The 26,011-nt window shown below is 59.1% G+C and carries 14 protein-coding genes; 9 read left to right on the plus strand and 5 right to left on the minus strand.

All coding sequences use genetic code 11. The annotated features are described in order from the left end of the window. Window positions 1–103 precede the first annotated feature (103 nt). Window positions 104–946, minus strand: a complete 843-nt coding sequence (locus BFN10_RS29645) for a contact-dependent growth inhibition system immunity protein (protein ID WP_231999498.1) — start codon at window positions 944–946, stop codon at window positions 104–106. A gap of 206 nt (window positions 947–1,152) precedes the next feature. Here BFN10_RS29645 and BFN10_RS03055 point away from each other — a divergent pair, with 206 nt between their 5' ends. Next, entirely contained in the window at window positions 1,153–1,569 is a 417-nt protein-coding gene (locus BFN10_RS03055) for a VOC family protein (protein ID WP_071488409.1), read from the plus strand. A gap of 125 nt (window positions 1,570–1,694) precedes the next feature. Here BFN10_RS03055 and BFN10_RS03060 read toward each other — a convergent pair whose 3' ends face one another. Continuing rightward, entirely contained in the window at window positions 1,695–2,156 is a 462-nt protein-coding gene (locus tag BFN10_RS03060) for an anti-virulence regulator CigR family protein (RefSeq protein ID WP_071488410.1), read from the minus strand. 238 nt (window positions 2,157–2,394) lie between these two features. Between BFN10_RS03060 and BFN10_RS03065 the strand changes: the two genes are divergently transcribed. From BFN10_RS03065 to BFN10_RS03085, 5 genes are read left to right on the plus strand one after another with little or no spacing between them, the layout of a single operon-like run. Further along, window positions 2,395–4,815: a TonB-dependent receptor plug domain-containing protein gene (locus BFN10_RS03065; protein ID WP_071488411.1), complete on the plus strand. Its 2,421-nt coding sequence runs from the start codon at window positions 2,395–2,397 to the stop codon at window positions 4,813–4,815. A 44-nt stretch (window positions 4,816–4,859) separates the two neighbouring features. Further along, window positions 4,860–6,470, plus strand: a complete 1,611-nt coding sequence (locus BFN10_RS03070) for an ABC transporter substrate-binding protein (protein WP_071488456.1) — start codon at window positions 4,860–4,862, stop codon at window positions 6,468–6,470. Beyond that, complete coding sequence (locus tag BFN10_RS03075; protein WP_071488412.1) at window positions 6,467–7,417, plus strand: ABC transporter permease; 951 nt, start codon at window positions 6,467–6,469, stop codon at window positions 7,415–7,417. Before BFN10_RS03070 ends, BFN10_RS03075 begins: the two co-directional genes overlap by 4 nt. 3 nt (window positions 7,418–7,420) lie before the next feature. Further along, window positions 7,421–8,320 (plus strand): ABC transporter permease, encoded by a 900-nt coding sequence (locus BFN10_RS03080; RefSeq protein ID WP_071488413.1) that lies wholly within the window; start codon window positions 7,421–7,423, stop codon window positions 8,318–8,320. Then, a complete protein-coding gene (locus BFN10_RS03085; RefSeq protein ID WP_071488414.1) occupies window positions 8,317–9,930 on the plus strand; it encodes a dipeptide ABC transporter ATP-binding protein in 1,614 nt (537 codons plus the stop codon). Before BFN10_RS03080 ends, BFN10_RS03085 begins: the two co-directional genes overlap by 4 nt. A gap of 27 nt (window positions 9,931–9,957) precedes the next feature. Here BFN10_RS03085 and BFN10_RS03090 read toward each other — a convergent pair whose 3' ends face one another. After that, the gene (locus BFN10_RS03090) at window positions 9,958–12,984 is read right to left on the minus strand and encodes a glycosyltransferase (RefSeq protein WP_071488415.1); all 3,027 of its coding nucleotides are present in this window, start codon (window positions 12,982–12,984) and stop codon (window positions 9,958–9,960) included. Between the two features lie 455 nt (window positions 12,985–13,439). Here BFN10_RS03090 and mexE point away from each other — a divergent pair, with 455 nt between their 5' ends. The 3 genes from mexE to BFN10_RS03105 are packed head-to-tail and all read left to right on the plus strand — an operon-like array spanning window position 13,440 to window position 19,288. Next, window positions 13,440–14,681 (plus strand): multidrug efflux RND transporter periplasmic adaptor subunit MexE, encoded by a 1,242-nt coding sequence (gene mexE / locus BFN10_RS03095; protein ID WP_071488457.1) that lies wholly within the window; start codon window positions 13,440–13,442, stop codon window positions 14,679–14,681. Between the two features lie 15 nt (window positions 14,682–14,696). After that, entirely contained in the window at window positions 14,697–17,876 is a 3,180-nt protein-coding gene (locus tag BFN10_RS03100) for an efflux RND transporter permease subunit (protein ID WP_071488416.1), read from the plus strand. Continuing rightward, window positions 17,873–19,288, plus strand: coding sequence for an efflux transporter outer membrane subunit (locus tag BFN10_RS03105; protein WP_071488417.1), 1,416 nt, complete (start codon window positions 17,873–17,875; stop codon window positions 19,286–19,288). The genes BFN10_RS03100 and BFN10_RS03105 overlap by 4 nt, the downstream gene beginning before the upstream one ends. Before the next feature lie 102 nt (window positions 19,289–19,390). On the opposite strand, the gene BFN10_RS03110 is transcribed toward BFN10_RS03105, so the two are convergent. Both BFN10_RS03110 and BFN10_RS03115 read right to left on the minus strand, forming a co-directional pair. Next, window positions 19,391–24,787, minus strand: a complete 5,397-nt coding sequence (locus tag BFN10_RS03110) for a hypothetical protein (protein WP_071488418.1) — start codon at window positions 24,785–24,787, stop codon at window positions 19,391–19,393. A 96-nt stretch (window positions 24,788–24,883) separates the two neighbouring features. Further along, window positions 24,884–25,900, minus strand: coding sequence for an AraC family transcriptional regulator (locus tag BFN10_RS03115; protein WP_071488419.1), 1,017 nt, complete (start codon window positions 25,898–25,900; stop codon window positions 24,884–24,886). Window positions 25,901–26,011 lie beyond the last annotated feature (111 nt).

Consider the following 26,011-nt stretch of genomic DNA (forward strand, 5'->3'; position numbering starts at 1 on the left):
TTTGTCGCCGTCGCTCATGCTGGAGTTGCAGGGCATACATGATGATCACTCAAGCGATACAATCGCTGGGTGAAGCAACCGAACTCGTTCAACGCCTCAGCTACTAAGTACACCGACTAAATGCCAAACGTAAAGCGGCCCCTACCTCAGAAGGACTGCTGTCACTGGGAATATGCACATGGCGCGCGTCATTGATTCCCTTGCTGGTCCAAACCTCCAACTTTTCGTGATGACTGGGGCGAAAGGTTATGTGACCTTCCTTCCTTTCGATACTGCACTTCTTCATGTCCTTGAATAAAGCACGCTTGCTCTTGTAGCCCCAGCGCTCCAGCGTCCGACTGACCCACTGATCATATCGCTGAGTGGACAGGTCACGGTCGTACAGGTCCATATCGAATGTCGCTTCAGGGTGAATCCAGACATCGCTGCGTGGCTCGGGAAGCACGAATCGGCTATGGGCCAACGCATCCAGCACCAGGGTGCCCAACACGTGATCATCGATCTCGGTGTCGGACTGGTGCTCGACACCTTGTGGGTCAGCGCGACTGCTGCGATAGCCAGAATAAGTAGTGACGTAAAAAAGCTCCTTATTGACGCCGGCATCCGCCCAGGCTGTTTTAACGACATCATTCATCTTTTCCTCTCCCTCAACAGAACAGGCGTCAGCAAAAAAATATTGATTATCTGAAATCTTGTACGCGCCGTCGTCCATGGCGAGCACGCGTTGTTCCCGTAGATCAACGACGCCCCCCGCCTTCGACCTGCACAGCGACGACCACTCTTTCACGTTATCTGCCTCTAGACTATTGCGGCCATTGATTATCCAGCCTTCGACCCTGCCAGCCTTGAGTGCACTCTCCGCGGCTGCTTTGGCCGATCCCTCAGGCATATTCTTTACGGAGTTTATGATCTCTGATTGCCAGGCCTGTAACTTTGAATCGGGCAAGGAATTCGGATAGCTCCCGCTGGCGTTGGCGTATCCGAGGTGCCGAGGCGATGCGCATCACAGGCTCGTTGCCGGTCGTTGTGGCTGACCCAACAGGTGCATTTGGCAATGCGAGGCAGAAACATAAGACAAACTGCGGCTACCCTGAACACGGCTACCCTGAACAATGTCCCATTCGACAACGGCAAGAATCAGGAGTGATGGAAATGCGCAGTTTTACCCTTCAACGTATCGATCATGTTGTTTTGCGGGTCAAGGACATTGAGCGCAGCCTGGCGTTCTACACATCCGTGCTGGGGTGTGATGTCAAAAAACGCCGTGACGACCTCGGCATGATTCACCTGAGTGCTGGCACATCCATGATTGACCTGGTTGATGTGAACGGACCGATCGGGCGTCAGGGTGGGGAGCCGGCGGGCAAGCAAAGACACAATGTCGATCACGTTTGCCTGCGGGTCGAGCCGTTCGATGAACAGGCCATTCTCCAGCACCTGGCGGCAGCCGGGGTATCCGCTGAAGCGGCCGTGATGCGGTATGGCGCGGAGGGAACCGGGTTATCGATGTATCTCAATGATCCTGATGATAATCAGATCGAGTTGAAAGGCCCTGCGGTGCAGGCTTGATGGCTGGAAAGCGTCGAGCCTGAGTCATCATCCGACTGTGCCAGTGAACTTGTGCACGCATCCTTCCCGGTAAATTCAATCTGTTCGACCGCGTTACGGCGGCCCCACCGTCAGGCTTCGGCGTCCTAATCGAAAGCCCCCTCGAGCACCTCATAAATAAGGCCGGAAGCGATAGCCACGAGGATCAGATCGGTGCCCGCCTGCTGCCATTCGTAGCCGTCATAATGCGGCAGCCTGCCCAGCAGGCGCCCATCGAGCTTCTTGGCAATGCCTGGAGGCAGCGGTTTGCCTCGCGCTAACTTCTTCTGTATGCCAGGCGGCAGTGATGGGCCTGGGCTCCAATAGTCACGATAGCCACCAAGCACCCCCAGGATGCCGCCACGGTCGATACTGGGGCCGTGCCCACTATCATCGGCGTCTGCGCCTTTGTCCTTATGGCCCTGGTTGCCATGACCCTGGCCGCCTTGTGCGTTGCCCTTTGCGGAACCCTGGCCCTTGCCGTTGCCAGGGTCGGCCACCGCCGCCACCGGGCCCAGGACCAAAGCGAGGCACGTAACAGCAACCGCCAGCGTGCGGGGTTTGAACATGATCGTCTTCTCCGTAAGGGAACCTCCCTTGGAATGTAGTCGACATTGGCGATAAGCAGCGTGCCTGTTTTTCACATAATAAAAATAGGTAATTTTATTTAAGATATAAATAATATTAACTGATAATTAGCTTATTCCAAAAAAGACTTTCCACAAGGTTTTTTATAGATATATCTTCATTTCACAGACCGACCCCATACCTGGCGGAGGACGCACCCACACCCTCCAGGTTACCTCCATGCCAGACATCGCCTTCCCCACGCCCCTCAAGAAATTACCTCTTTCACTCCTGACCGGCTCCCTGCTCCTGACTGCTGCGCCCTCTTTTGCCGAAGACGCCAAGCTCGACACTGTCACCGTGATTTCCACCGGTCTGCGTGGCCAGCAACGCACGGTGGCCGACAGCCCGGCGCCGATCGATGTGATCAACAGCGACCAGTTGCTCAAGACCGGCCGCGCCGAGTTGTCCGAAGCCATCGCCAAACTGCTGCCGTCGTTCAACTTCGGCACCAACATCGCCGGCTATAACTCGGTGACCCGCCCGCTGAGCAACCGCAGCCTGGGGCCGGCCTACACCCTGGTGCTGGTCAACGGTAAACGCCGGCATAACGGCGCCACCGGCCAGCGCGGTTCCATCGATAACAGCGGTGCGAATGCGGTGGACATCGATCTGATCCCGGTCAGCGCGGTGGACCATATCGAGGTGCTCAAGGACAGCGCTGCCGCGCAGTACGGTTCCGATGCAGTCGCTGGCGTGATCAACATCATCCTCAAGTCCGGGAAAAGCGGCGGCCACCTGGAGACCAGTTACGGTCAGTTGTATTCCGGCCAGGGCGAGACCATCAAGGTCGCGGGTGACCAGGGCTTCGAACTGGGCCAGGGCGGCTTCTTTCACTTCTCCGCCGATGCGCGCAAACGTGGCAGCGCATCGTGGAACGACAAGGCCGACAGCAGCGTGCGGGCGTTCGCTGACCCAGCCAAGGAAGCGGCCTGGGACCGGGTGGCGATCAAGAACGGCGACCCGGACCTCAAGGCCTTCAACCTGGCCTACAACGCCGAACTGCCGCTGGAAGACCTGACACTGTATTCGTTCTCCACCTACGGCGAACGCGATGCCGAGGCCGCCAACTACTTTCGCCTGCCGACTGGCACCGCCGCAGTGCCCGAGGTGTTTCCCGACGGTTACTTCCCGCTCAACAACATCAAGGACCGCGACTACCAGTTGCTGTTCGGCGGCAAGGGCCTGGTGGCCGACTGGAACTGGGACCTGAGCACCACCTACGGGCGCAACAACGTGCACCACTCCAGCGACCTGAATATCAACCCGTCGCTGGGCACCGCGTCGCCGACCAAATTCGACAACCTGGCGACCTTCCGCTTCGAGCAGTGGGTCAACAACCTGGACTTCACCCGCCGCTACGACAGCCTGTTCAACCTGACGCCGCCGGTGCAGGTCTCCGCCGGCCTGGAACACCGCTGGGAGCATTTCAGTACGTTTGCCGGCGAGCGCGAGGCCTATATCACCGGCACCTACCCCGCCGCATCGGGCGCACAGGCGGCGGTGACGATTCGTCCGGAAGATGAAGTCAGCCTGATCCGCAATAACTACGCCGGTTACCTGGACCTGGGTTTCGACCTGACGGACCGCTGGTTCCTCGACGTCGCCGGGCGGGTCGAGCACTACGACGATGACTCGGGCAACACCTTCGGCCTGAAAGTGAACTCACGCTACGAACTCACCGACAGCGTGGCTGTGCGCGGCACAGTGGGCACCGGTTTCCGCGCACCCTCCCTGACCCAGATCGGCTACACCGTGGCCGACAACCGCGTGGCGACCGATGTGAACGGCAACGTGGTGCCGGCCGTGACGCGCCTGACGCCTTCCGGCAGCAACCTGGCCAAGGCGCTGGGCGGCGATGACCTCAAGCCGGAGAAATCGCGCAACCTGGGGCTGGGCCTGACCTGGCAGCCAGCGCCACGCACCAGCGTCACCGCCGACGCCTACCTGATCGACATCGATGACCGCATCGCCCTGACCAGCAATATCTACGACCGTGGCAACGGCGCGATCAACGCCATTCTCGCCGCCCAGGGCGTACCCACCGGTACCTGGGTCAACTACTACACCAACGCCTTCGACACCCGCACCAGAGGCCTGGACGTGGTGGCCGACCACACCACGCCGCTGGAGGCATGGGGCGATGTGCGCTGGAGCCTGGGCTTCAACTGGAACAAGACCACGATTGAAGGCACTCGCGGTACGCCGGCGGCACTGGCCGGCTCCGGCGTGACCCTGGTCGGCCGCGACCGCGAAGGCGACCTGACCGACGCCTCACCCAAGACCAAGTGGATCCTTGGCGCCAACTGGAAGGTCCGGGACCTGGCCGTCAACCTGCAAACCGCGCGCTACGGCGCGGTCAAGACCCTGGCCGTCAACCCCTCCGGCGACCGCAGCTTCGGCGCCAAGTGGATCACCGATCTGGATGTCAGCTACACCTTCGTCGACAGCCTCACCGTGAGCATCGGCGGCACCAATATCTTCGACATGCGCCCCGACAAACACGCGGTGTACAGCAACCTCGGCCTCGCGGCCTACGGCAACCCGCCGTTCTACCCCGGCGGCGGCTACTGGTACACCAAGCTCGCCTACGACTTCTGATCCACACGCCACATGAGGGCACACCATTGAATACCGCCAACTTGATGAGCCGTCTGCTGGCCCCCTGCGCCCTGGCGCTGAGCCTTGCCGCCTGCTCGCCCGGGAATGACACCCAGGCGGGCAAGACCCTGAACATCGCGTTTTTCGGCGATAACACCACCCTGGTCAGCGTCGATCCGTTCCAGGTCTATTGGCTGGAGCACCGCGTGCTGCTGCGCAACGTGGCCGAGTCCCTGACCGACCAGGACCCGCAGACCGGCCAGATCATTCCGTGGCTGGCCAAACGCTGGGAAGTGAGTGACGACGCCCTGACCTATACCTTCCACCTGCGTGAGGACGTAACCTTCAGCAACGGCGAGCGCTTCGACGCCAAGGCGGTGAAAACCGCCTTCGACAGCGACAAGGCACTGGCCACCGAATTGCCGGCCACCTTCGGCGCCACCTACCTGGCAGGCTTCGACCACGCCGAGGTGGTGGACGACTTCACCGTCAAGCTGGTGCTGTCCAAGCCCAATGCAGGTTTCCTGCAAGCTACCTCCACCACCAACCTGGCGATCCTCGCGCCGGCTTCCTACGCGCTGAGCGTGAAGGAACGCTCCCTGGGCAAGATCATCGGCACCGGGCCGTTCGTACTGGCCAGCTACACGCCGGAAGTCGGTGCGCACCTGACCAAGCGCAAGGGCTACGCCTGGGCCTCGGCCAATATGAAAAACCAGGGTGAAGCGCACCTGGACGCGGTGGACATCAGCTACATCCCCGAAGAAAGCGTGCGCAACGGCCTGTTCCTGCAAGGCAAGGCCGACATCCTGTGGCCGCGCAACCCGTTCTCGGAGGTCGACCTGAAGCTGTTCCAGTCCAAGGGCGCGACCATTCAGAGCCGTTCGCTGCCGGGGCCGGCGCTGAACCTGTACCCCAATACCCGTGGCGAGCGGGTCCTGGCCGACCGGCACGTGCGCCAGGCGCTGCAAAAGGCCCTCGACCGCAAGAGCTACGCCAGCACCGTCTACAACGCTGAGTTCCCGGTGGTGGATGGCATCTTCGATGTGACCACGCCGTACTTCAAAAGCCAGGGCGCCAAGCTGGCCTATGACCCGGCAGGCGCCGAGCAACTGCTGGAGCAAGCCGGCTGGACCAAGGGTGCGGATGGTTACCGGCAAAAGAACGGCAAGCGCCTGAGCCTGAGCTACAACATCACCCCGGCCGAGACCGCGGGCGACGTGCTGATCCAGGACCAACTGCGCAAGGTCGGCATCGAGTTGAAACTCAGCGTGGTCACCCGCGCCGAATGGGTCGCCAACAACTCGGCGGGCAACTATGACCTGACCATCAACTACATGACCCGCGCCGACCCGATCATCCTGCAGACCATCCTCGATCCACGCAGCGCCAACAGTTCCACGCTGGCCACCAACACCTATGAACCGGCGGTGCTGGAACAGGCCAAGGGCTTGTTCGACGCCGGCATCACGGCCACCCAAGCCCCGCAACGCGCTGCCGCCTACGGCAGCCTGCAGGATTTACTCATCGATGAAAGCTCGGCATTCCCGGTGTATGAGCGCGTGTGGCAGGCGGCGACCTCGCCCAAGGTAAAAAATTTCCGCTGGACCGCCGAGGGCTTTGCGCTGCTCGGTGATATCGAGATCGGCACGCCATGAGCCGCTATCTGATCGGCCGTATCGGCCAGGCGCTGCTGGTGCTGTGGGGGGCCTACAGCATCACCTATTTCATTCTGTATCTGCTGCCGGGCGACACCTTGTCGATCATGCTCAGCGCGTCGGGCATGGAGGCCGACGCGCTGTCGGTGGAGGACCTGGCCAAGGCGCGGGCCTACTACGGCCTGGATAAAGGCCTGTTCGAGCAGTATGTCGACCTGCTGCTGGGGGCGTTGCGGGGGGATTTCGGACAGTCGCTTTCACTGAATCGCCCAGTGGCCGAGTTGCTTGCCGAACGCCTGCCGCAGACCCTGTCCCTGGCGGGCCTGGCCATTGTGCTGTCGCTGCTCGGTGGAATCGGCCTGGCTTACCTGACCGCCTATATCCGTTGGCAACCGCTGAAAACAGCCTTGGCGCGCCTGCCGTCGCTGGGGTTTTCGGTGCCGGTGTTCTGGATGGGGCTGTTGCTGATCCAGGTGTTTGCCTTCGGCCTCGGCTGGTTCCCGGCCACCGGCAGCCGGGGCCTGGAAAGCCTGGTGTTGCCCGCCGTCACCTTGGCGATTCCGAGTGCAGCGGTGTATGCCCAGGTGCTGCAACGCAGTTTCCAGGGGGTCTGGAAAGAGTCCTACATCACCACTGCGTACGCCAAGGGCCTGAGCCGTGGCCAGGTGCAGGCACGCCATGGCTTCAAGAATGCCGCGCTGCCGATCCTCACCCTGATCGGGTTGCAGGTGGGCAATACGGTGTCGGGCGCGGTGTTGGTGGAGACCATCTTCGCGCGCTCCGGCATTGGCCGCCTCGCACAGGAAGCGGTGCTGCGCCAGGACATTCCGGTAGTGCTCGCGATCGTTTCGGTGTCGGCGGCGGCTTTTGTCCTTGTAAACCTGCTGGTCGACCTGTTGTACCCGTGGTTCGACCCGCGCATCTCCCACATCCCAAAGGTGTCCTAGACCATGACTGTCCTTGAGCAGAACCTGGGCCGCAATACCCTCCCGGCCAGCCCTGCACCGTGGCGCCGCCGCAGCCGCCTGCAACGCGTGGCGGCGACGGTGTTGCCCCTGTTGCGCCGACCGGGGTTCAGCCTGGCGCTGCTGGTGGTGGTGTTTGCATGGGTGGCGGCTGTGGCGCCGCACGTGTTGAGCAGCTTCGATCCTTACGCCACCTCGCCCATCGACAAGCTGCGCGCGCCCAACCTGATCCACTGGTTTGGCACCGATGAGCTGGGACGCGACCTCTATACGCGGGTGGTGCATGGCGCCGGCCTATCGGTCCTGGCGGCGTTCCTTGCGGTGGGCATCGCCCTCTTGGGCGGGCTGGGCCTGGGCATCCTGTCGGGTTTTGCCGGGGGGCGCATCGACGCGGTGATCATGCGCTTTGTCGATGTACTGCTGGCCCTGCCCGGCCTGCTGCTGGCTCTGGCGATTGTCACGGCCATCGGCTTCGGCACGGTGCCGGTGGCGATTGCCGTGGGCATCGGCATTATTCCGGGATTTGCCCGCACCACCCGCGCCGAGGTGCTGCGGGTCAAGACCCTGCCCTACGTCGAGGCCGCGCGCCTGGGCGGTGCCAGCTGGGGGCGCACCTTGCTGCGGCACATCTTGCCTAACGCATGGGGGCCGGTGGCCGTGCTGGCGACCCTGGACTTCGGCGCGGCGATCCTGGCCACCGCAGGCCTGAGCTTTCTCGGTTTCGGCGCCGCGCCACCGGCTGCGGAATGGGGCACCTTGATCGCCAACGGTCGACACTTCCTGATCACCGCTCCCTGGGTTTCCCTGCTGCCCGGACTGTTCCTGGTGGCCGTGGTGTTCAGCCTCAACCATATTGCCCGCACCTTCGAGGAGATCCAGCGATGAGCGTTCTAGTAGATGTTCGTCAACTCAGCGTCAGCTATCGGCACGGCCACACGGCGGTCAATCGCCTGTCACTGAACATCGCCCAGGGCGAAACCGTGGCGATTGTCGGCGAGTCCGGCTCCGGTAAATCGACCCTGGCCAACGCTATCCTCGGTCTATTACCGGACAGTGCGCAGATCACCGCCGGCCAGCTGTGGGTAGACAGCCACGACCTGACCCACGCCAGTGAACGCCAAAAGCGCGCATTGCGCGGCCGCACCATCGGCCTGGTGCCCCAGGATCCGACGGTCAGCCTCAACCCGACCCTGCGCGTGGGCCAGCAGATCGCCGAGGCGCTGATCCTGGCCAGGGGCAAACGCTACCCTGGCGTCGATGCGGACATTGTCGAACTGCTGCAACAGGTGGGCATCGACACGCCCGTACTGCGTGCGCGCCAGCACCCTCATGAACTCTCCGGCGGCATGCGCCAACGCGTGCTGATCGCCATTGCCCTGGCGGGCAACCCGCGCTTGATCATCGCCGACGAACCCACCAGTGCCCTCGACGTGACGGTGCAGCGCAAGATCCTCGACCACTTGCAACGCCTGGTGAGTGAACGGGGGATTTCGCTGTTGATCATCACCCATGACCTCGGTGTGGCCGCCGACCGCGCCGACCGGATCCTGGTGATGCAACACGGTGAAGTGGTCGAACAGGGCACGCCAGGCCGGATCCTTGGCGCGCCACAACACGATTACACCCGGGCACTGATAGCCGCCGCTCCGGCGTTTGCCAAACGGCGCGAGCCCTTGCCGCGCATTGACTCGACCCAGGCCCCGATCCTGAGCCTGAAAAACGTCGGCAAGACATTTGCGCTGCCCAAGGTCAAGGGCGAAGAATCAACGTTCGTGGCCCTTGAGGACCTCAACCTGCAGGTGTATCCCGGCCAGACCCTGGCCATCGTCGGTGAGTCCGGCTCGGGCAAGAGCACCGCGCTGCGCATCGCACTCGGCCTGGAAAAACCGACGCAGGGCCAGGTCTGGTTCGAGCAACAGGACGTCACCCACCTGAACTGGCGCGACTTCCGCCCACTGCGCCAACGCCTGCAACTGGTGCAACAGAACCCATTTGCCGCCCTGGACCCACGCTTCACCGTGTTCGACAGCATCGTCGAACCGCTGGTGTCCTTCGGGCGGCTCAAGGGCGCCGCGCTGGAGCAGGCGGCGCGGGAGTTGATCAACCGCGTGCATTTACCGGTCAGCTACCTGGATCGGCTGCCGCGAGAGCTGTCCGGCGGCCAGTGCCAACGCGTCGCCATCGCCAGGGCCCTGGCGTTAAAGCCTGACCTGTTGTTGCTCGACGAGCCGGTGAGCGCGCTGGATGTGTCGGTGCAGGCGCGCATCCTTGAGCTGCTGGAGGAGCTGCAACGGGAGATGGGCATTGCCTATGTGCTGGTGTCCCACGACCTGTCGGTGGTGGCCAACTTTGCCCATGAGGTGCTGGTGTTGCGCAATGGACGGGTGATTGAACACGGCTCGGTGGAGCGGATATTCAGTCACCCGGGGTGTGAGTACACGCGGGAATTGATTGCTGCCATCCCCGGCCGGCACGTTACGACTCAGGCAGCGTGAAGAGGACCTGTCCCAGACTGCATCGGGTTACTCAATCCAAGTGTGGTCGCTATTAATACTGATATGCTCTGCCAACGGAGCAAAATGGGCATTTGCCTCGGCCATCCATTTCACGACAGGTTCGACTGACAACACAACTCCTTTTTCAGCTATGTCATTGATCGAAGAAAAAGCTGATATATATCTTTGATATTTTGGATGCTCTTTGCGCACCACATCATTTAAAAGACCTGGACCAAAAACTCTTGATTCCTCCGTCATGTACTGGGTCATGTCGTCGATCTGCGCTTCTGTTATAGCTCCGTGTGGGCGATCTTTAAAGAAACCGGGATTCTCCTGATAACGGGCCCAGCCTTCTTCCTGGATCTTTTTCAACAAGGGGTTACCTTTCAACGTGCCGAAATTGCTTGAGTTAAAGTCAAGTTTCATCCCCAGCATGGGTTCATTGACAACGTCATTCAATAGCAAGTCACCCGGTGCAACCTTATAGACTGACGTACCGAAACCAGTTAGGAGTTCGTCATCTGTATCGAGATAAATGCCTCCAAAATGCTCCATCATCGGATAACGCAGTATATCGCTGGCGGCCGATAGGTTACGATCACTGCCCTCGCGGGCAAGCAGTGCAAAGGGCTCATGAAACTTTGTTTTCTGAAATTCAATGAAAAATGGCTCTTGACGCATATCAATGATGGTCGCTGATGGCATCGCCTCTTTTAACACGGCTAACTGTTCGTTGGCATGCATGCCATCCAATAACACGTGTACAGTGGTTGAAAAGCCAGCCTGCTCTTTTGCGAGCGCTGCATTTTTTTCAATCACCTTAGCTCTTTCCATCAGCTTCTCGGCATCGCCCATCCATATTTGATGAATTTGTTTAGGGATCTCGACTTGACCTGCAGCCGCCTCAATACGAGGCAGGGTGGGTAACTCCTCAATGCCAAATTGCTTTAGAGAAGCAAGACGTTGTTCATCCGTCACCCCGGCGAACGCTTCGGGTTGCGCATACTTGAACCCTTTGCCCTCCTCCCATTTCAGTAGTCGATGGGTGCTCGCGAGTCTCCAGGTATTATGTTGCAGATCAAACTCAACGGATTTCCAATAACCGTCAACTTCGGCCATATAGCTGATGGCGCGCGTGGCAGTGTGTTCATGGATTCCCCTGAATACCGTTGACGTCTCGAGCTTTCCGGCTGCTTCACCTCGTCCGCCCCCCTCTACCCCAGTTCTTCGCCAGGCACCGGCCTCGTCAGGATTAGCGACAATAGCGCCACTGACCAATTTTGCGGGATCCTTGGGGTCTGGGATTCTCAGATGATAGCTGAGCCCATCAGCCATATCAGGTTGTTCTGCAGCAAAGTACTTTCTGCCCCGAAACATTATCTCTCGCATCCCAGGGTATTGTGCGGGGGGCTCGAGTTTTTCCGCGTTCATGACCACTGGCGTACTTACAAACTGAAGATCTTTTGTTTGCGCGTCATAGTCCCAGCGGTAATGTTTGCCAACGGAGTAACGTTCCAGGCCTTCTTGCAGCGCAACATTCGCATCCGTCATGCCTTGAGCCACCTCGTGTATCAACTGCAAGCCTGATATAACGGCCACAGCATTGCCCTGAACGCGATCGCTGGCAGTTTTCCCATAAATTCCGTCATGAATACCAAAAACGATATTCCCCGTATTGCCGACCAACGGTACATAACCGAACGTGTTACCCCAGAAATCTTTGGCCTCTTTCCACGACTGTTGAGATGAACCAAAAACCTCAGTCTGGTCAGCCCATCGGGCATTGTTTGCGTTAACAGCCTGGAATCTGGAGGCAACCCCCTTACCGTTATTACCCTTCAGCCGTCCAAACTTAAGCCGGTAATCACTGCGTCGTGCACGCGTATAGTTAAAGAGCTCTCTCACCGGAATCGCTTGGTCAGCAACCAGACTCTTATAACCTTCATAGGTCGCCCCACCACCCGCAATCAATGTATCCAGCACATCACTTGCACGCGGCCAATGAACATCTATGCCCCCTTGCTTATCACGTGCATTGAAGCTGCGATTGAGGTCATCTCGATTTTGTTTAGCCCATTGTGCAAAATCGTCATCGCCCTGGATTTCATGTGCTTTTCCATGCTCCAGATCAATCATCAACCCCTTGTTGGGTCGATGTTCAAAATTGCCCTCATAGGGCGTGTAAGCAATAAAAGCATACCCAGACAATGGGTAGCCGTAGATATTGGGAACAATGACCTGTCCATTCTCCTGCACTGTTCGACGCACCGCTTCTTTGGCCTCAGCGCTTAAATTCCCGCCCTGCGCCTTATCGCTCATCAGGCTGTTTAAGATACTCTGCAAGGCATAAGCATCCGCCTTCCCGGCACGCTGGGCTCTAGTACCTGATTCGTCGCGCATAGGCTTGGCGACATCGGCCTCCCAACTGGCTTGCAGCACTTTCCCGAGTGACTCAAGGGCCTCTACATGTTCTTCATCTGCCGGCTCGATGTGCAAAAAACTGAAGTTCACGGGACCACCGCGCTCAACTCTATCGTGCTCAAGGGCACCGGCGGCCAACTCCCAAGCAAAATAGGTTCTCTTTTCGGCGCTGCTCAGATGCTCCGGTTTTCCCATGCCCGTGTACGTTTTCAGGGTGACCGTTACTTTTTGATGGGGGTCGCAACCTGCCGCCAACAAAGCACCGCTGAAATAACCTGCCGGTGTCAAGAAAGGTTTGAGGTGTTGATACCTGACATTTCTTTCACCTTCAGAACCAGTCTCGATATTGTTTATCTGCGTCTTGATTCGATGGGTGTAGTTCTGGGCAAGCCGCCTTCTTTGATCGAGGGAAAGGTCTGCTCGCGGCGCACCTGGAGCGTCAGTTCCAGCGATAATCTCGGCAGGGTCAAGCAAAGAAGCCACGCCGATAGTCGGAGAGTCGGACCGTGAATCAGTGCTTCGAGTGCCCGATATTCCCTGATTGGCAATCTGTTTGTCGTTCGACGCTTGAGTGAGGGGTTTGAATGGCGGCTGCGATGTAACCAATGCGGCGTTCAAAAATGAATGCATAGTCTCTCCTGAGCTTCTTCCTTAAAGGTCCTGGTATTCAACCGATCTGATCGGTTGCCTGCACAGCCCTCGATGTTTCCTGGCAGTGCGACTCCTTTCGTGGAGTTCGATATTTGCTGGTTCCAAACGCAAATGTAGGAATACATATCAAAGGCGAAAAACAGCAGGGACCGGCTCGACCTTTGCGTGGAATCACATTTTCCGCACCTTTGTACGAGCTGAGGCAGGCATCAAGGGCACTGAGCGCACCTGAAGGTCGCCTGTCCTTACAGACCACGCAAAAGACCTTTGTCATCACGCCTATTGATAGCCCCCTAACGAAACCCCCATGCTAGAGGGCTAATCTCGCGCTTATATCATTCCGAATGATAGTTACCTTTGCTTCATTCGATTCGTGACATAGCACAGCGCCGCGCATGATCCGCCCATCTCAAATACATTGGCGGATGCACCTCATGGAACAGTCACTCAAACATTTGCGCTTCCCCTTGGCCATTTTGGCGGTAGTGGTGATGAGCGCGTGCGGTAAAACCCCGGAACAAGCGGCCGCCATGCCAGCTGCCAAAGTCAGCGTGGCCAAGGTGCTGGAACAACCGGTCAACGAGTGGGATGAATTCACCGGTCGCCTGGAAGCCCCGGAAACCGTGCAGATCCGTCCGCGCGTGTCCGGCCAGATCGACCAGGTGGCCTTCACCGAAGGCGCGCTGGTGAAGAAAGGCGACCTGCTGTTCCAGATCGACCCGCGTCCGTTCCAGGCCGAAGTGCGTCGCCTTGAAGCCCAGCTTGCCCAAACCAAAGCTGCCGCGACCCGCAGCGATAACGAAGCGCAACGTGGCGAACGCCTGCGCCAGAGCAATGCGATCTCCGCCGAACTGGCCGACTCGCGCACCACCGCCGCCCAGGAAGCCCGCGCCGCCGTCGCCGGGATCCAGGCGCAGCTGGACCTGGCCAAGCTGAACCTGAGCTTCACCCGCGTGACTTCGCCGATCAGCGGCCGCGTCAGCCGTGCCGAAATCACCGCCGGCAACCTGGTGACCGCCGACGTCACCGCGCTGACCAGCGTGGTTTCCACCGACAAGGTCTACGCCTACTTCGACGCCGATGAGCGGGTGTTCCTCAAATACACCGAGCTGGCCCGCCAAGGCCGTCGCGGTGCAACCACTCCGGTTTACCTGGGCCTGTCCAACGAGACCGGTAACCCGCACCTGGGCCAGATGAACTTCGTCGACAACCAGGTCAACCCGGCCACCGGCACCATCCGTGGTCGCGCCGTGTTCGACAACAGCAAGGGCGAATACACCCCTGGCCTCTACGCCCGCCTGAAGCTGGTCGGCAGCGGCACCTACTCTGCCGTGCTGATCAACGATGAAGCCGTGGGCACCGACCTGGGCAAGAAGTTCGTGCTGGTGATGGAAGGCGACAAGCCGGCCTATCGCGCAGTGGAACTGGGGCCGAAGATCGAAGGTTTGCGCATCGTGCGCAGTGGCCTGAACAAGGACGACACCATTATCGTCAAGGGCCTGCAGCGTGTGCGCCCAGGGTCGCCGGTCGCCCCGGAAACCATTCCGATGGCCAGCAAGGAAACCCTCGCCGCCTTGGCCCAACAACGACAAGCACTTGAAGCCAGCAACCTGGAGCAAGTGGCGCCGGAAAAAACCGCGCCCAAGCTCGCAGCCGTTGCAGCTCCACGCGGTTAAGGGAAACGACTCAAGATGAATTTTTCCAAGTTCTTCATTTCGCGGCCGATCTTCGCAGCGGTGCTCTCACTGCTGATCCTGATCGCTGGTGCGATCTCGCTGTTCCAATTGCCGATCAGCGAATACCCGGAAGTGGTGCCGCCGACCGTGGTGGTGCGCGCCAACTTCCCGGGCGCCAACCCCAAGGTCATCGGTGAAACCGTGGCCGCTCCTCTGGAGCAAGCGATCACCGGCGTCGAGAACATGTTGTACATGTCCTCGCAGTCGACCGCCGACGGCAAGCTGACCCTGACCATCACCTTCGCCTTGGGCACCGACCTGGACAACGCGCAGGTGCAAGTGCAAAACCGTGTGACCCGGACTCAGCCGAAACTGCCTGAGGAAGTGACGCGCATCGGTATCACCGTGGACAAGGCCTCCCCCGACCTGACCATGGTGGTGCACTTGACCTCCCCGGATCAGCGCTACGACATGCTCTACCTGTCCAACTACGCCTTGCTCAACGTGAAGGATGAGTTGGCGCGCCTCGGCGGTGTGGGTGACGTGCAGCTGTTCGGCATGGGCGACTACTCCCTGCGCGTATGGCTGGACCCGAACAAGACCGCTTCGCGCAACCTGACTGCGACCGATGTAGTGACCGCGATCCGTGAGCAGAACCGTCAAGTGGCCGCCGGTGCCCTGGGTGCGCAACCCGCGCCGACCGCCACCGCGTTCCAGTTGTCGGTGAACACCCAGGGTCGCCTGGTGACCGAGGAAGAGTTCGAGAACATCATCATTCGCTCCGGCGCCAACGGTGAAATCACGCGATTGAAAGACATCGCTCGGGTGGAGCTGGGTTCCAGCCAATACGCCCTGCGCTCGTTGCTCAACAACCAGCCGGCCGTGGCCATCCCGATCTTCCAGCGCCCTGGCTCCAACGCCATCGAGATCTCCAACGAAGTGCGCGGCAAGATGGAAGAGCTGAAAAAGAGCTTCCCGCAAGGCATGGACTACAGCATCGTCTATGACCCGACCATCTTCGTGCGTGGTTCCATCGAAGCGGTGGTGCATACCCTGTTCGAAGCGCTGATCCTGGTTGTGCTGGTGGTGATCCTGTTCCTGCAGACCTGGCGTGCCTCGATCATTCCGCTGGTGGCGGTGCCGGTATCGTTGATCGGTACGTTTGCGGTAATGCACCTGTTCGGTTTCTCGCTCAACGCGCTGTCGCTGTTCGGCCTGGTACTGGCCATCGGTATCGTGGTGGACGACGCCATCGTGGTGGTGGAGAACGTCGAGCGGAACATCGAGCTGGGCCTGGATCCCTTCCCGGCCACTGAAAAAGCCATGAGCGAAGTGACCGGCCCGATCATCGCCACCGCGTTGGTGCTGTGTGCGGTGTTCGTGCCCGCGGCATTCATCAGCGGCTTGACCGGGCAGTTCTACAAACAGTTCGCCTTGACCATTGCGATCTCGACGGTGATCTCGGCGTTCAACTCGCTGACCTTGTCCCCTGCCCTGGCGGCGGTGTTGCTCAAGAGCCATAACGCGCCGAAGGATGGGTTCTCCAAGTTCCTCGACAAGTTGCTGGGTGGCTGGTTGTTCAAACCGTTCAACCGCTTCTTCGACAAGGCCAGCCATGGCTACGTCGGTACCGTACGCCGGGTGATCCGTGGCAGTGGTATCGCGCTATTCCTGTATGCCGGGCTGATGGTCCTGACCTGGCTGGGCTTTGCCCACACGCCAACCGGTTTCGTACCGGCGCAGGACAAGCAATACCTGGTGGCCTTCGCCCAACTGCCGGACGCCGCGAGCCTGGACCGTACCGAGGACGTGATCAAACGTATGTCCGACATCGCCCTGAAACAACCGGGCGTGGAAGCCGCCGTGGCCTTCCCGGGCCTGTCGATCAACGGTTTCACCAACAGCCCGAACAGCGGCATTGTGTTCGTGACCTTGAAACCGTTCGACGAGCGTAAAGACCCGAGCATGTCCGCCGGCGCGATTGCCGGTGCCTTGAACGGCAAGTACAGCAGCATCCAGGAAGCCTACATGGCAATCTTCCCACCGCCGCCGGTACAGGGCCTGGGTACGATTGGCGGCTTCCGCCTGCAGATCGAAGACCGGGGCAACCTGGGTTACGACGAGCTGTACAAAGAAGTGCAGAACATCATCACCAAGAGCCGTACCACGCCGGAGCTGTTCGGCCTGTTCACCAGCTACACGGTCAACGTGCCCCAGGTCGATGCCGCCATCGACCGTGAAAAGGCCAAGACCCACGGCGTGGCGATCAGCGACATCTTCGACACCCTGCAGATCTACCTGGGTTCGTTGTATGCCAACGACTTCAACCGCTTCGGCCGGACCTACCAGGTCAACGTGCAGGCTGAGCAACAGTTCCGCCTCGATGAAGACCAGATCGGCCAGCTGAAAGTGCGCAATAACAAAGGCGAAATGATCCCGCTGGCGACCTTCATCAAGGTCAGCGACACCTCGGGCCCGGACCGCGTGATGCACTACAACGGCTTTATCACCGCCGAAATCAACGGCAACGCTGCACCGGGCTACAGCTCGGGTCAGGCTCAGGCGGCCATCGAGAAACTGCTGAAAGACGAACTGCCCAACGGCATGACCTACGAGTGGACCGACCTGACCTATCAGCAAATCCTCTCGGGCAACACTGCGCTGTTCGTGTTCCCGCTCTGCGTACTGCTGGCGTTCCTGGTACTGGCCGCCCAATACGAAAGCTGGAGCCTGCCATTGGCGGTGATCCTGATCGTACCGATGACCCTGCTGTCAGCGATTACCGGGGTGATCATCTCCGGTGGCGACAACAACATCTTCACCCAGATCGGCTTGATCGTACTGGTGGGCCTGGCGTGCAAGAACGCGATCCTCATCGTCGAGTTCGCCAAGGACAAACAGGCAGAAGGCCTCGACCCGCTCGCTGCCGTACTGGAAGCCTGCCGTCTGCGTCTGCGGCCGATCCTGATGACCTCGTTCGCTTTCATCATGGGTGTGGTACCCCTGGTGTTGTCCAGCGGTGCCGGTGCCGAGATGCGTCATGCCATGGGCGTGGCGGTGTTCTCCGGGATGATCGGTGTGACCTTCTTCGGTCTGTTGCTGACGCCAGTGTTCTACGTACTGATCCGTCGCTCTGTGGAGCGCAGCGAAGCGCGCAAAGCGGCCAAGGCCTTGAAGCTGGAGACACAGCAATGAGTGTGAACGTATTCCTGCCGAGCCTGCTGGTACTGGCGCTGAGCGCCTGTGCCGTAGGCCCGGACTACAAAACCCAGACCCCGGAGGCGGCCAATATCACGGCCGCTGCCGACGCCAAAAAGTATGACCACGCCAAGTTCGAAGGCATTTGGTGGCAGCAGTTCGAAGACCCGACCCTCAACCAGTTGGTGACCCAATCGCTGCAAGGCAACCGTGATTTGCGCGTCGCTTTTGCCCGCCTGCGGGCGGCCCGAGCGATCCGCGATGACGCCAGCAATGACGCGATGCCGACCATCACCAGCCGCGCCAGCAGTGACCTGGCCAAGGGTCAAATCCCGGGCCAGACCACCAAGCGTGTCAACAGTGAGCGTTACGACCTCGGCCTGGACATGGCCTGGGAACTCGACCTGTTCGGTCGCATCCAGCGCAACCTGGAAGCCACCGACGCCGACCAGCAGGCCGCCGAAGCTGACTTGTACCAGCTGCAAGTCACCATGATCGCCGAACTGGTGGATGCCTACGGCCAACTGCGTGGCGCGCAACTGCGTGAACGCATTGCCTTGGACAACCTGAAGAACCAGCAGGAATCGCGCGCCATCACCGTCAGCCTGCGCGATGCCGGTGTGGGCGACCAGCTCGACGTGGAGCGTGCCGACGCCCGCCTCGCAGCGGTTGAGGCCAGCGTGCCGCAACTGCAGGCCGAACAAGTGCGCGAGCGTAACCGCATCGCTACCCTCCTCGGCCAGCGTCCCGACAAATTGACAGTCGACCTGAGCCCGAAAGACCTGCCGGCGATTGCCAAGGCCTTGCCGATTGGCGATCCGGGGCAACTGCTGCAACGTCGTCCGGACATCCTCAGCGCCGAACGCAAACTGGCCGCCGCCACTGCGCGTATCGGCGTGGCCAAGGCCGACCTGTTCCCACGGGTCAGCCTCAGCGGCTTCCTCGGTTTTACCGCCGGGCGCGGTTCCCAGATCGGCTCGTCCGCCGCCAATGCCTGGGCCCTCGGCCCGAGCATCACCTGGGCCGCCTTCGACCTGGGCAGCGTGCGCGCCCGTTTGCGCGGCGCCGATGCCGAGGCAGATGGCGCCCTGGCGACCTACGAGCAGCAAGTGCTGCTGGCCCTGGAAGAGTCCGAGAACGCCTTCAGCGACTACGGCAAGCGTCAGCAACGCCTGGTTTCGCTGATCCGCCAAAGCGAATCCAGCCGCGCCGCCGCCGACCTGGCTGCGATCCGCTACCGCGAGGGCACCGTGGACTTCCTGGTGCTGCTGGACGCGCAACGCGAGCGCCTGGCCGCCGAAGATTCCCAGGCCCAGGCCGAAGTGGACCTGTATCGCGGCATCGTCGCGATCTACAAGGCCCTGGGGGGTGGCTGGCAGCCGGACACGGTGGTCGCCAGCGCCAAGTGAGGTAAAGAGCTCCTTTGGTTGGTCGCATCCAGCCAATTTTTTGCCCCGTGGTCCATTCGGTCACGGGGCTTTTTTTGGCCTGGGCAGCAGTGAAGGGCTGTATCAGATTCTCGGGTTCAGAATGCTTTCCCCCTCAGGTGTCAATGCCTTGAAGAACGGTCCGTCCGCTTTGATTTGTGCCAATGCATACAACGCGCGCGCGAGCCTGCCATTGCCGTCGCCATAGGGGTGAAATCGGACCGCTGCCGCGAACAGGCCGTCTGCCAGAAGCCACTTGCCGTCTTGTGCGCTTTGAGCAAGTTCAGGCAATAGCTTCACGAACCCCGCGTGCCCGATCTCCGACGCCATATACACAGGGTCGCTGCTGGAGCGGAAGTCACGATAAGGCTCACCCGGCCCGGGTTTGTAGACCTGTGCATGAATCTCATCAATCGTGTGAATGTCAGTCAGGTCGGCGTCTCGGTTACGCCACAACACGCCCAGAACCTCGTCCGCCGTTAAACCATCGGAGCGACTCGTATCGACAATCCACTCCGCCGCCTTTTCGTAGGGATTACCCAGTTTGAGCTCGCGAGGGACCACCGGGGTGCTGTCCAGCAGGGATCTCATTGCGGCGTTGGTTGCCTCCAACCGGGCACGGTCCTGTGCCAGGCGACGCAAACCATGGCCTACCTCGCTCTGTAACGCCCCCCAGGCAAAGCGCTGGCGCGGGACGCCAAGACCGTCCAGCGTCAAGTTGTTACGAATGGATTGAACAACGCTGGCTTTATCGGTGGAACCCATCAGCGCCCGGGCGTCATCACTTAGCAACAGTCGGTTTACCAGATAGTCGATCTTGTCCTTGTCCGACAGTGAACCCCAGTTTTTCGGACCCAATAACTGAAATCCTGGATTATCAATAGCAAGGGGGGCCGGTGCAGGGCTGGATAGGGGTACTTGAAGGCCAGGTTTACGGTTCGCAATATCCTGGGCGCGCACGCGAGCAATCCCACGTACGGGAGTGCTCACTTTGTCCAGCGGCGTAGGGCCGGACGCTGCATTCGGTTGCGCGAGGGTTGGCTTGCTCCAGCCGTAACTGAGCAGGTGGCCGCCCTCGATAAACTGCTTAGGCCCGGGTGCGGAAAAATCTGAAAAAGCTGCCTCTGCCGAACGCAGGTTGGAAAAGTCCTTGTACTTGATCAGTGCTTTGTTCGTAGCAGCCTGATAGGCCTGCATTAATGCCGGCTCCGGCAGAATCATCGGGTCTGTCAACGAGGGCATGCCTTTATTGGCAAACTGTGGCGCCGTCAGATCAAACGCGTAGGTTTTGCCCTGGAAGTCGCCTACAGGTAAAAAATGGTTGAATACACCGTCCGGGTTGCGCGAACTCCAGATCAGCATCCCTCGAAACCTGATGTTTTCAAACCCATTTGTACGCATGAATTCGGCGACCGTTTCCGCGGCGCTTGCGCACTGTCCCGCGGGAGCCATGAAAGCATTGTGCAGCTTGGGATTGGCGCGCAATGTTTCCATGAACCCATGCATCTCAACGGGTAGTGCTCGTGAAGGGCTGCCTTCAATCTGTCGAAAGGGCTCGATTCGGGTATCAACATCAGACGCGCTTGTGGGCGCCGCAGGTACGCGGGCCGGTGGCTTTTTAACTGATATAGAAGGCGGTGATAAGCGTGATTCTGAGGTTTTGACGAGGGCACTGAATCCGTTGTCGGTATCCTGAAGATGTGCCAACGCATAGAGTGTCCTTGCCAATGGATCGTTATTAGTCGCATAGGGTTGGAAACTCTGGGTCAACCCGAACAACCATTCAGCTCGGGACAATCCCGTTGGAGCACCCGAGTTCTTCAGTTGGTGTACAAATGCACCATGAGCGATATCAGAACCCAGCTGACCAGCGTCTCCACTGAGGCGAACCGTTTCTTCGGAAGTCCCGATAATTGCCCGGTGAATATCATCAATCACACTGATCTTGCTCAAATCGGCCTGCTGAAACTGAGCGATAACCTGCTGCAAACGCCCTTCCGGTATCCAGGGGCTACTGGACGCCGCAATCCACCCCGCTGCCCTCTGCACAGGTGGCCCACTGACGGCGCGTGTCTCAATGGTCGGCGGCTGCTTGTGCAGTTGTTTTATAAACTGGTCCACGGTATCGACGCGTTTTGAATCAGATTCAAGCAATGCTTTTGCGAGATTGATTTCAGTACGTTCACTCTTCCAATTTGTCGCCGTCGTGAGAGCCTGTCGCCGATTATTGGCAATCGACTGTCTGACAGACTGCTCACTGGTCCGCGCGATCAACTTCTTGCCGATGCCGGAGGCCGTTAACTTATTCGACAAGTGACTGACCTTTTGTGCATCGGTCATTTGGTTCCAGGTCGTTGATTTTCCTGCTACCCCTTGGACGCCTGGCGCCGCCCCTGATGCCACAGCCTGGCCCGTTGCAGGTGGCGAGCCTGCAGTTTTAGGGAGCAATGCAGCCGTATTTGCCGGCGCGTGGGAAGAAGAAGCGGCAGGGCTGAACTTGATCCCGTACCTTCTTGCCAGCACGTCTTTTATTATGCGAAACGTGTCAGGCCGAATAATGTATTCCTTGGCAAAACGGTGATAATGGACCGCCGAGGCCACTGTATATGCCCCTTTTGCTCCGCCAATCGCCAAAGGAATGCCGAGTGAAACAGCCGTTGAAATAAGAGAAACCCAAGCGGACTTTTCGGCAGTATCTCGCTCCGTCGGATCGTCGCTGATTTCAGCTTTCAATGCGTGGGCGCCTGCACTGGCCAACCCCAGGCCAGTGGCATAGATCATCGATTTCAATACGGCGCCGGTGCCGGGAGCGCCGACCATTAATAACAAGCCTTGGACCTTCAGAATCTCGTTGAGGGCATTCAGCGCTTCGAGCGAAAAGTGCTCCCAATCGGTAAAAATCAATGTGTCAATATCCGATTTGGCACGAGCCATGTTTGACTTGAACAAAGAGGCGCTCAGTTGCTGTGCGCTTTCCTGGGCCGTAAAAGTCAAGGGTTTGATCTTGACCCGACCACCGTTGCGGCCCATTCCTATTTGGACGTTTGTTGACATCTTTGTTCGGGTGACCTCAAACGCCTGTGGATTCCTGGCAGCCTTGACTTGCTCAATGATGGGCAGTTTTATACGGATCCACCTTTTGAATTTTTCATCGTTTGGATAAACAGGCATGAACTCCGTATAAGACGCCCCGAACTTCCAGTAATTATTACGTTTTTCACTGATGTAAAAACAGTTGTCGTCATCCACACTGCACATGACCGCAGACTGCCCGTGAGTGACAGCAAACACACCGCTGACCTTCGTGCCATGAAACTCAACCTCAGATGCCTTTAATTCTCCGTTCAAAAATCGGCTCATCAACACATGACCAGGATGTTCAATGGACGTGTTGGAGAGATAGTTAAATGCAGCATTCTTGATCCTGCCATCATAGAAATCTACCCATTTTTGCTCTAGGCCTGGCCGGGTTTTATAATCGGAGAGGTTAGCTTCCAATGTCCGCTTCAATAATTTTTTATCAATAAAGTCGACCAGCTGCTGATGGGAAACTCGGGAAACTTTATAGACTTGACCGTGATGTCCGCGCATCAGACTTATATCGCTCAAGTGAATGCCGGTGACGACCTGCTTGAGAGTGAAATACTTTTTCCGTTCTACTGCGGACACCAGATGATGATTCGGGTTAGCTGACTGATTATCCTTGTACCAAACGGTAATCCTGCTGTCAGGTTGCAGACTCAGGGTCTCTCCCGTCTGTCTTTCAAATGCCTTGATACGCTGATTGATGATTTCGTCCAATGCAGTAGACGGGTCCAAAATGGGGGCGTAAAGGTTGGTCATCCAATCGACGGAGTCTTTAATGTTCGCTTCCAGACTATTGGCCAATTTTTTCTTATACGTCGCTTGAAGCTCGGTTTGCTGAAGTTCGAAACGCTGCAATCCAGTGGTAATCGCCCCTGCCAGCATCGTGTCATCCACCTCGGCACCGATGCCTCCAGCGGTTCGCACAAGCTCACCATTGGTCTGGTTTTCGCCATGGGCACGGTGCTTCAGCATTGCGTCGACTGAGCCTGTGCGTGCAACCGAAAGGTTGCCATCATCCACACTGCGAGGGGCGCGAGACTTCCCTGTGTACAACTGATCCAGCAACACTTGCCCGATCAATACATCAGGGTGATCAGGCAGTGCCTGTTCGAGTGCGATATCCACCTCTGCGTCCAGCATCGGCAAGCGATCGCTTGAATGCGTCCGCCGTTCGTTATCTTCCAGTCCTGGAGAAGCTGGCAGGAACCAGTTGCTATAAAAAGTACTGATGCCGCCATAGGCGGCAAGCACCCCCAACGCAAGCACAGGATGTTCTCCGATAGCATCGCCCACGCGTTGCGTCAGTAGAACCCCATTGCCGAGCAACCAACTGCCCAAGGCAATGCCCAAGCGTTGCATCTCTGGGGTGTAACCTTGCTCCTCAACAGGCCCTGTGGTTTCACAGTAGACACCGTTGGCGCCCGTGGCGTAACGACCCGACGTCGGCGGACTGGCTTGGCCGAGCATGTCTTTGAGCAGGACTCTGACTTCCTCCAACTCGACGCCTTCGGCACCCGGCAGGCTCAACGCGGCATCGATGCGGTTCAGCACCTGCCGGGTTTGGGACATGAACGACTCCAGCCATTGTTTATCTGCTGGGGCGGCCTCTGCGTGTTTTTCCCGAAGATCATCGACAACATGCGTACCATGGTCGACTGCGGCCATCCGCAGCGCGTCCTCGTGGTACATCTGGGTCTGTTTGACCTTCAGCAGGTCGGGCCGCACACACTGTTTGTTGTACATGCCCTTGATTCCATCAGCAGCATCCCGAATCCCCTGCCCGGCCTGCTGTAATCCCAAATAGGTCTGCACGTTGAACAGTGGCAGTAGCGGCGCCGTGTCCTTTGCCAAGGTTTCGCCGACATCGATGGCGAAGGCAAACTTGGCGGCCTCGAAACGCTCTCTCAGTCGATTGACATGGACGCTGACCGCAGCGGCCTTATCGCCAGTGAGCCCACGCAGGCTGTCCTCGGCGTCCATCAGTTGCTCGCCCATTTGCGCAAGCGCTTCAGCCTTGGCGAGGGGAATATAGCGGTTGTTCAACCTGGCCAGCCGCTCTTTGGCCTTCCACGCCTGTTGCAGGGACCGATTGGGTGTATGCCCCGGCTGGTGCCCTGACCCCGCCATTTGCACACTCACCCACAGGTCCTTGATTTTCTGGCGGGTGCTGAGCGGCCGCGGGCGAACATCTTCGTATGCCGCCCGTAACATATGGTGTTGATAGGCGTCGGACTCACGTTTTATCTGAGTGCGTAACTGGTTCAGCTCGTTGCCGAGCGCTTCGCTGTCCTTGCGAGGTATTGCATTCGTAGTCACTGGCAACTGCGCCACGGCAGCGTTACCCGACCCTGATTCACAGGCAGTGAGAGATTGAGAGGTTATCGACAGCGGCATCTGACAGACTCTTCAGCGAGGAAAGTTGCCTGAGAGTTGCGGATTGAGCGCTCGGCTCCTATCGGATAAGTCGCAGTGCTTTGTGGTACTCAGCCCTCAGCCAGCGCCATCCAAAATCAGACTGCGATAGTGCCCCGGGTTGGAACCGGCCCACTTGCGAAAGGCTTTGTAGAATGAGCTGGTATCAGCAAATCCGAGCCGTGCGGCAATCTCGGCAAAACTGATCTGCGGCTCCGCCAACCACACAATCGCCAACTCCTTGCGCACACTGTCCTTGAGCCCTTGGTAGGTCTGCCCTTCTTCCGCCAGGCGCCGGCGCAGGGTCGAGGCGGAAATGCACAGGCTGGCGGCGAGGCCTTCGGTTTCCGGCCAGGTGTCCGGGGGCATCTGGCGCAAATCATGCTTGATACGGGTGGCGAGGCTGGCGGGGTCGCGGTATTTGACCAGGATGTTGGCAGGCGCGTGGGCGAGGAAACGCTTGAGTTCCTCTGTGCTGCGCTTGATCGGCAGGTCCAGGCAGTCGGCGGAGAAGATCATGCGCGTGCGCGGTCGGTCGAAACGCAGGTTGTCGGAGAACATCACCTGGTAGTCATCACAGAAATCCGGTTTTGAGCAACGCAGCTCAATCGCCAGAATCGGGATCCGCCGCCCGGCCAGCCAACAGGCCACACCGTGCACGATCATCCAATAGGTAAAGTAAGTGAAGGCCCGATTGGGTTCGGACTCGGGCTCCAGCAATACGATCTCCGCCAGGCTTTGTTGACGCACCAACTCGGCAGGCAGGCGCTCCAGCATCAGCGACAGAAACCCCAGTCCGGTTTCCAGCCCGGTGGCGACGGTAGATTGCGCCATCGCGGCGCGGCAGAGGAACGCCAGGCTGCCGGACTTGAGCTTGCGCGGGTCCATGCCGAAGAATTCATCATCCATGCGCCGCGCCAGTAGGCGCCACAGGCGTGCGTAGGTGGTGGCAGAGACCCGCGCGTTGGGCTCGGCCAGCAGTGCCGGCTCAATCCCGGCTTTATGCAGCACTTCGGCACTGGCCGCGCCGGGCGCGCAGCTTTGCAGCAAGGCTTCACGCACGAGGTGGAGGGAGATGGTGTCTTTTTCCGACATGGGGAAACGGGCATCCGGCGGCGCAAATAATGACGTGCATCATAAGGTGGGTTGCGATTCGCCACCACCGTTCAGCCCATGTTCAGCAAACGTCAAGAATTGTTGTTTAGC

Source organism: Pseudomonas extremorientalis (genome assembly GCF_001870465.1).
Taxonomy (GTDB): domain Bacteria; phylum Pseudomonadota; class Gammaproteobacteria; order Pseudomonadales; family Pseudomonadaceae; genus Aquipseudomonas; species Aquipseudomonas extremorientalis.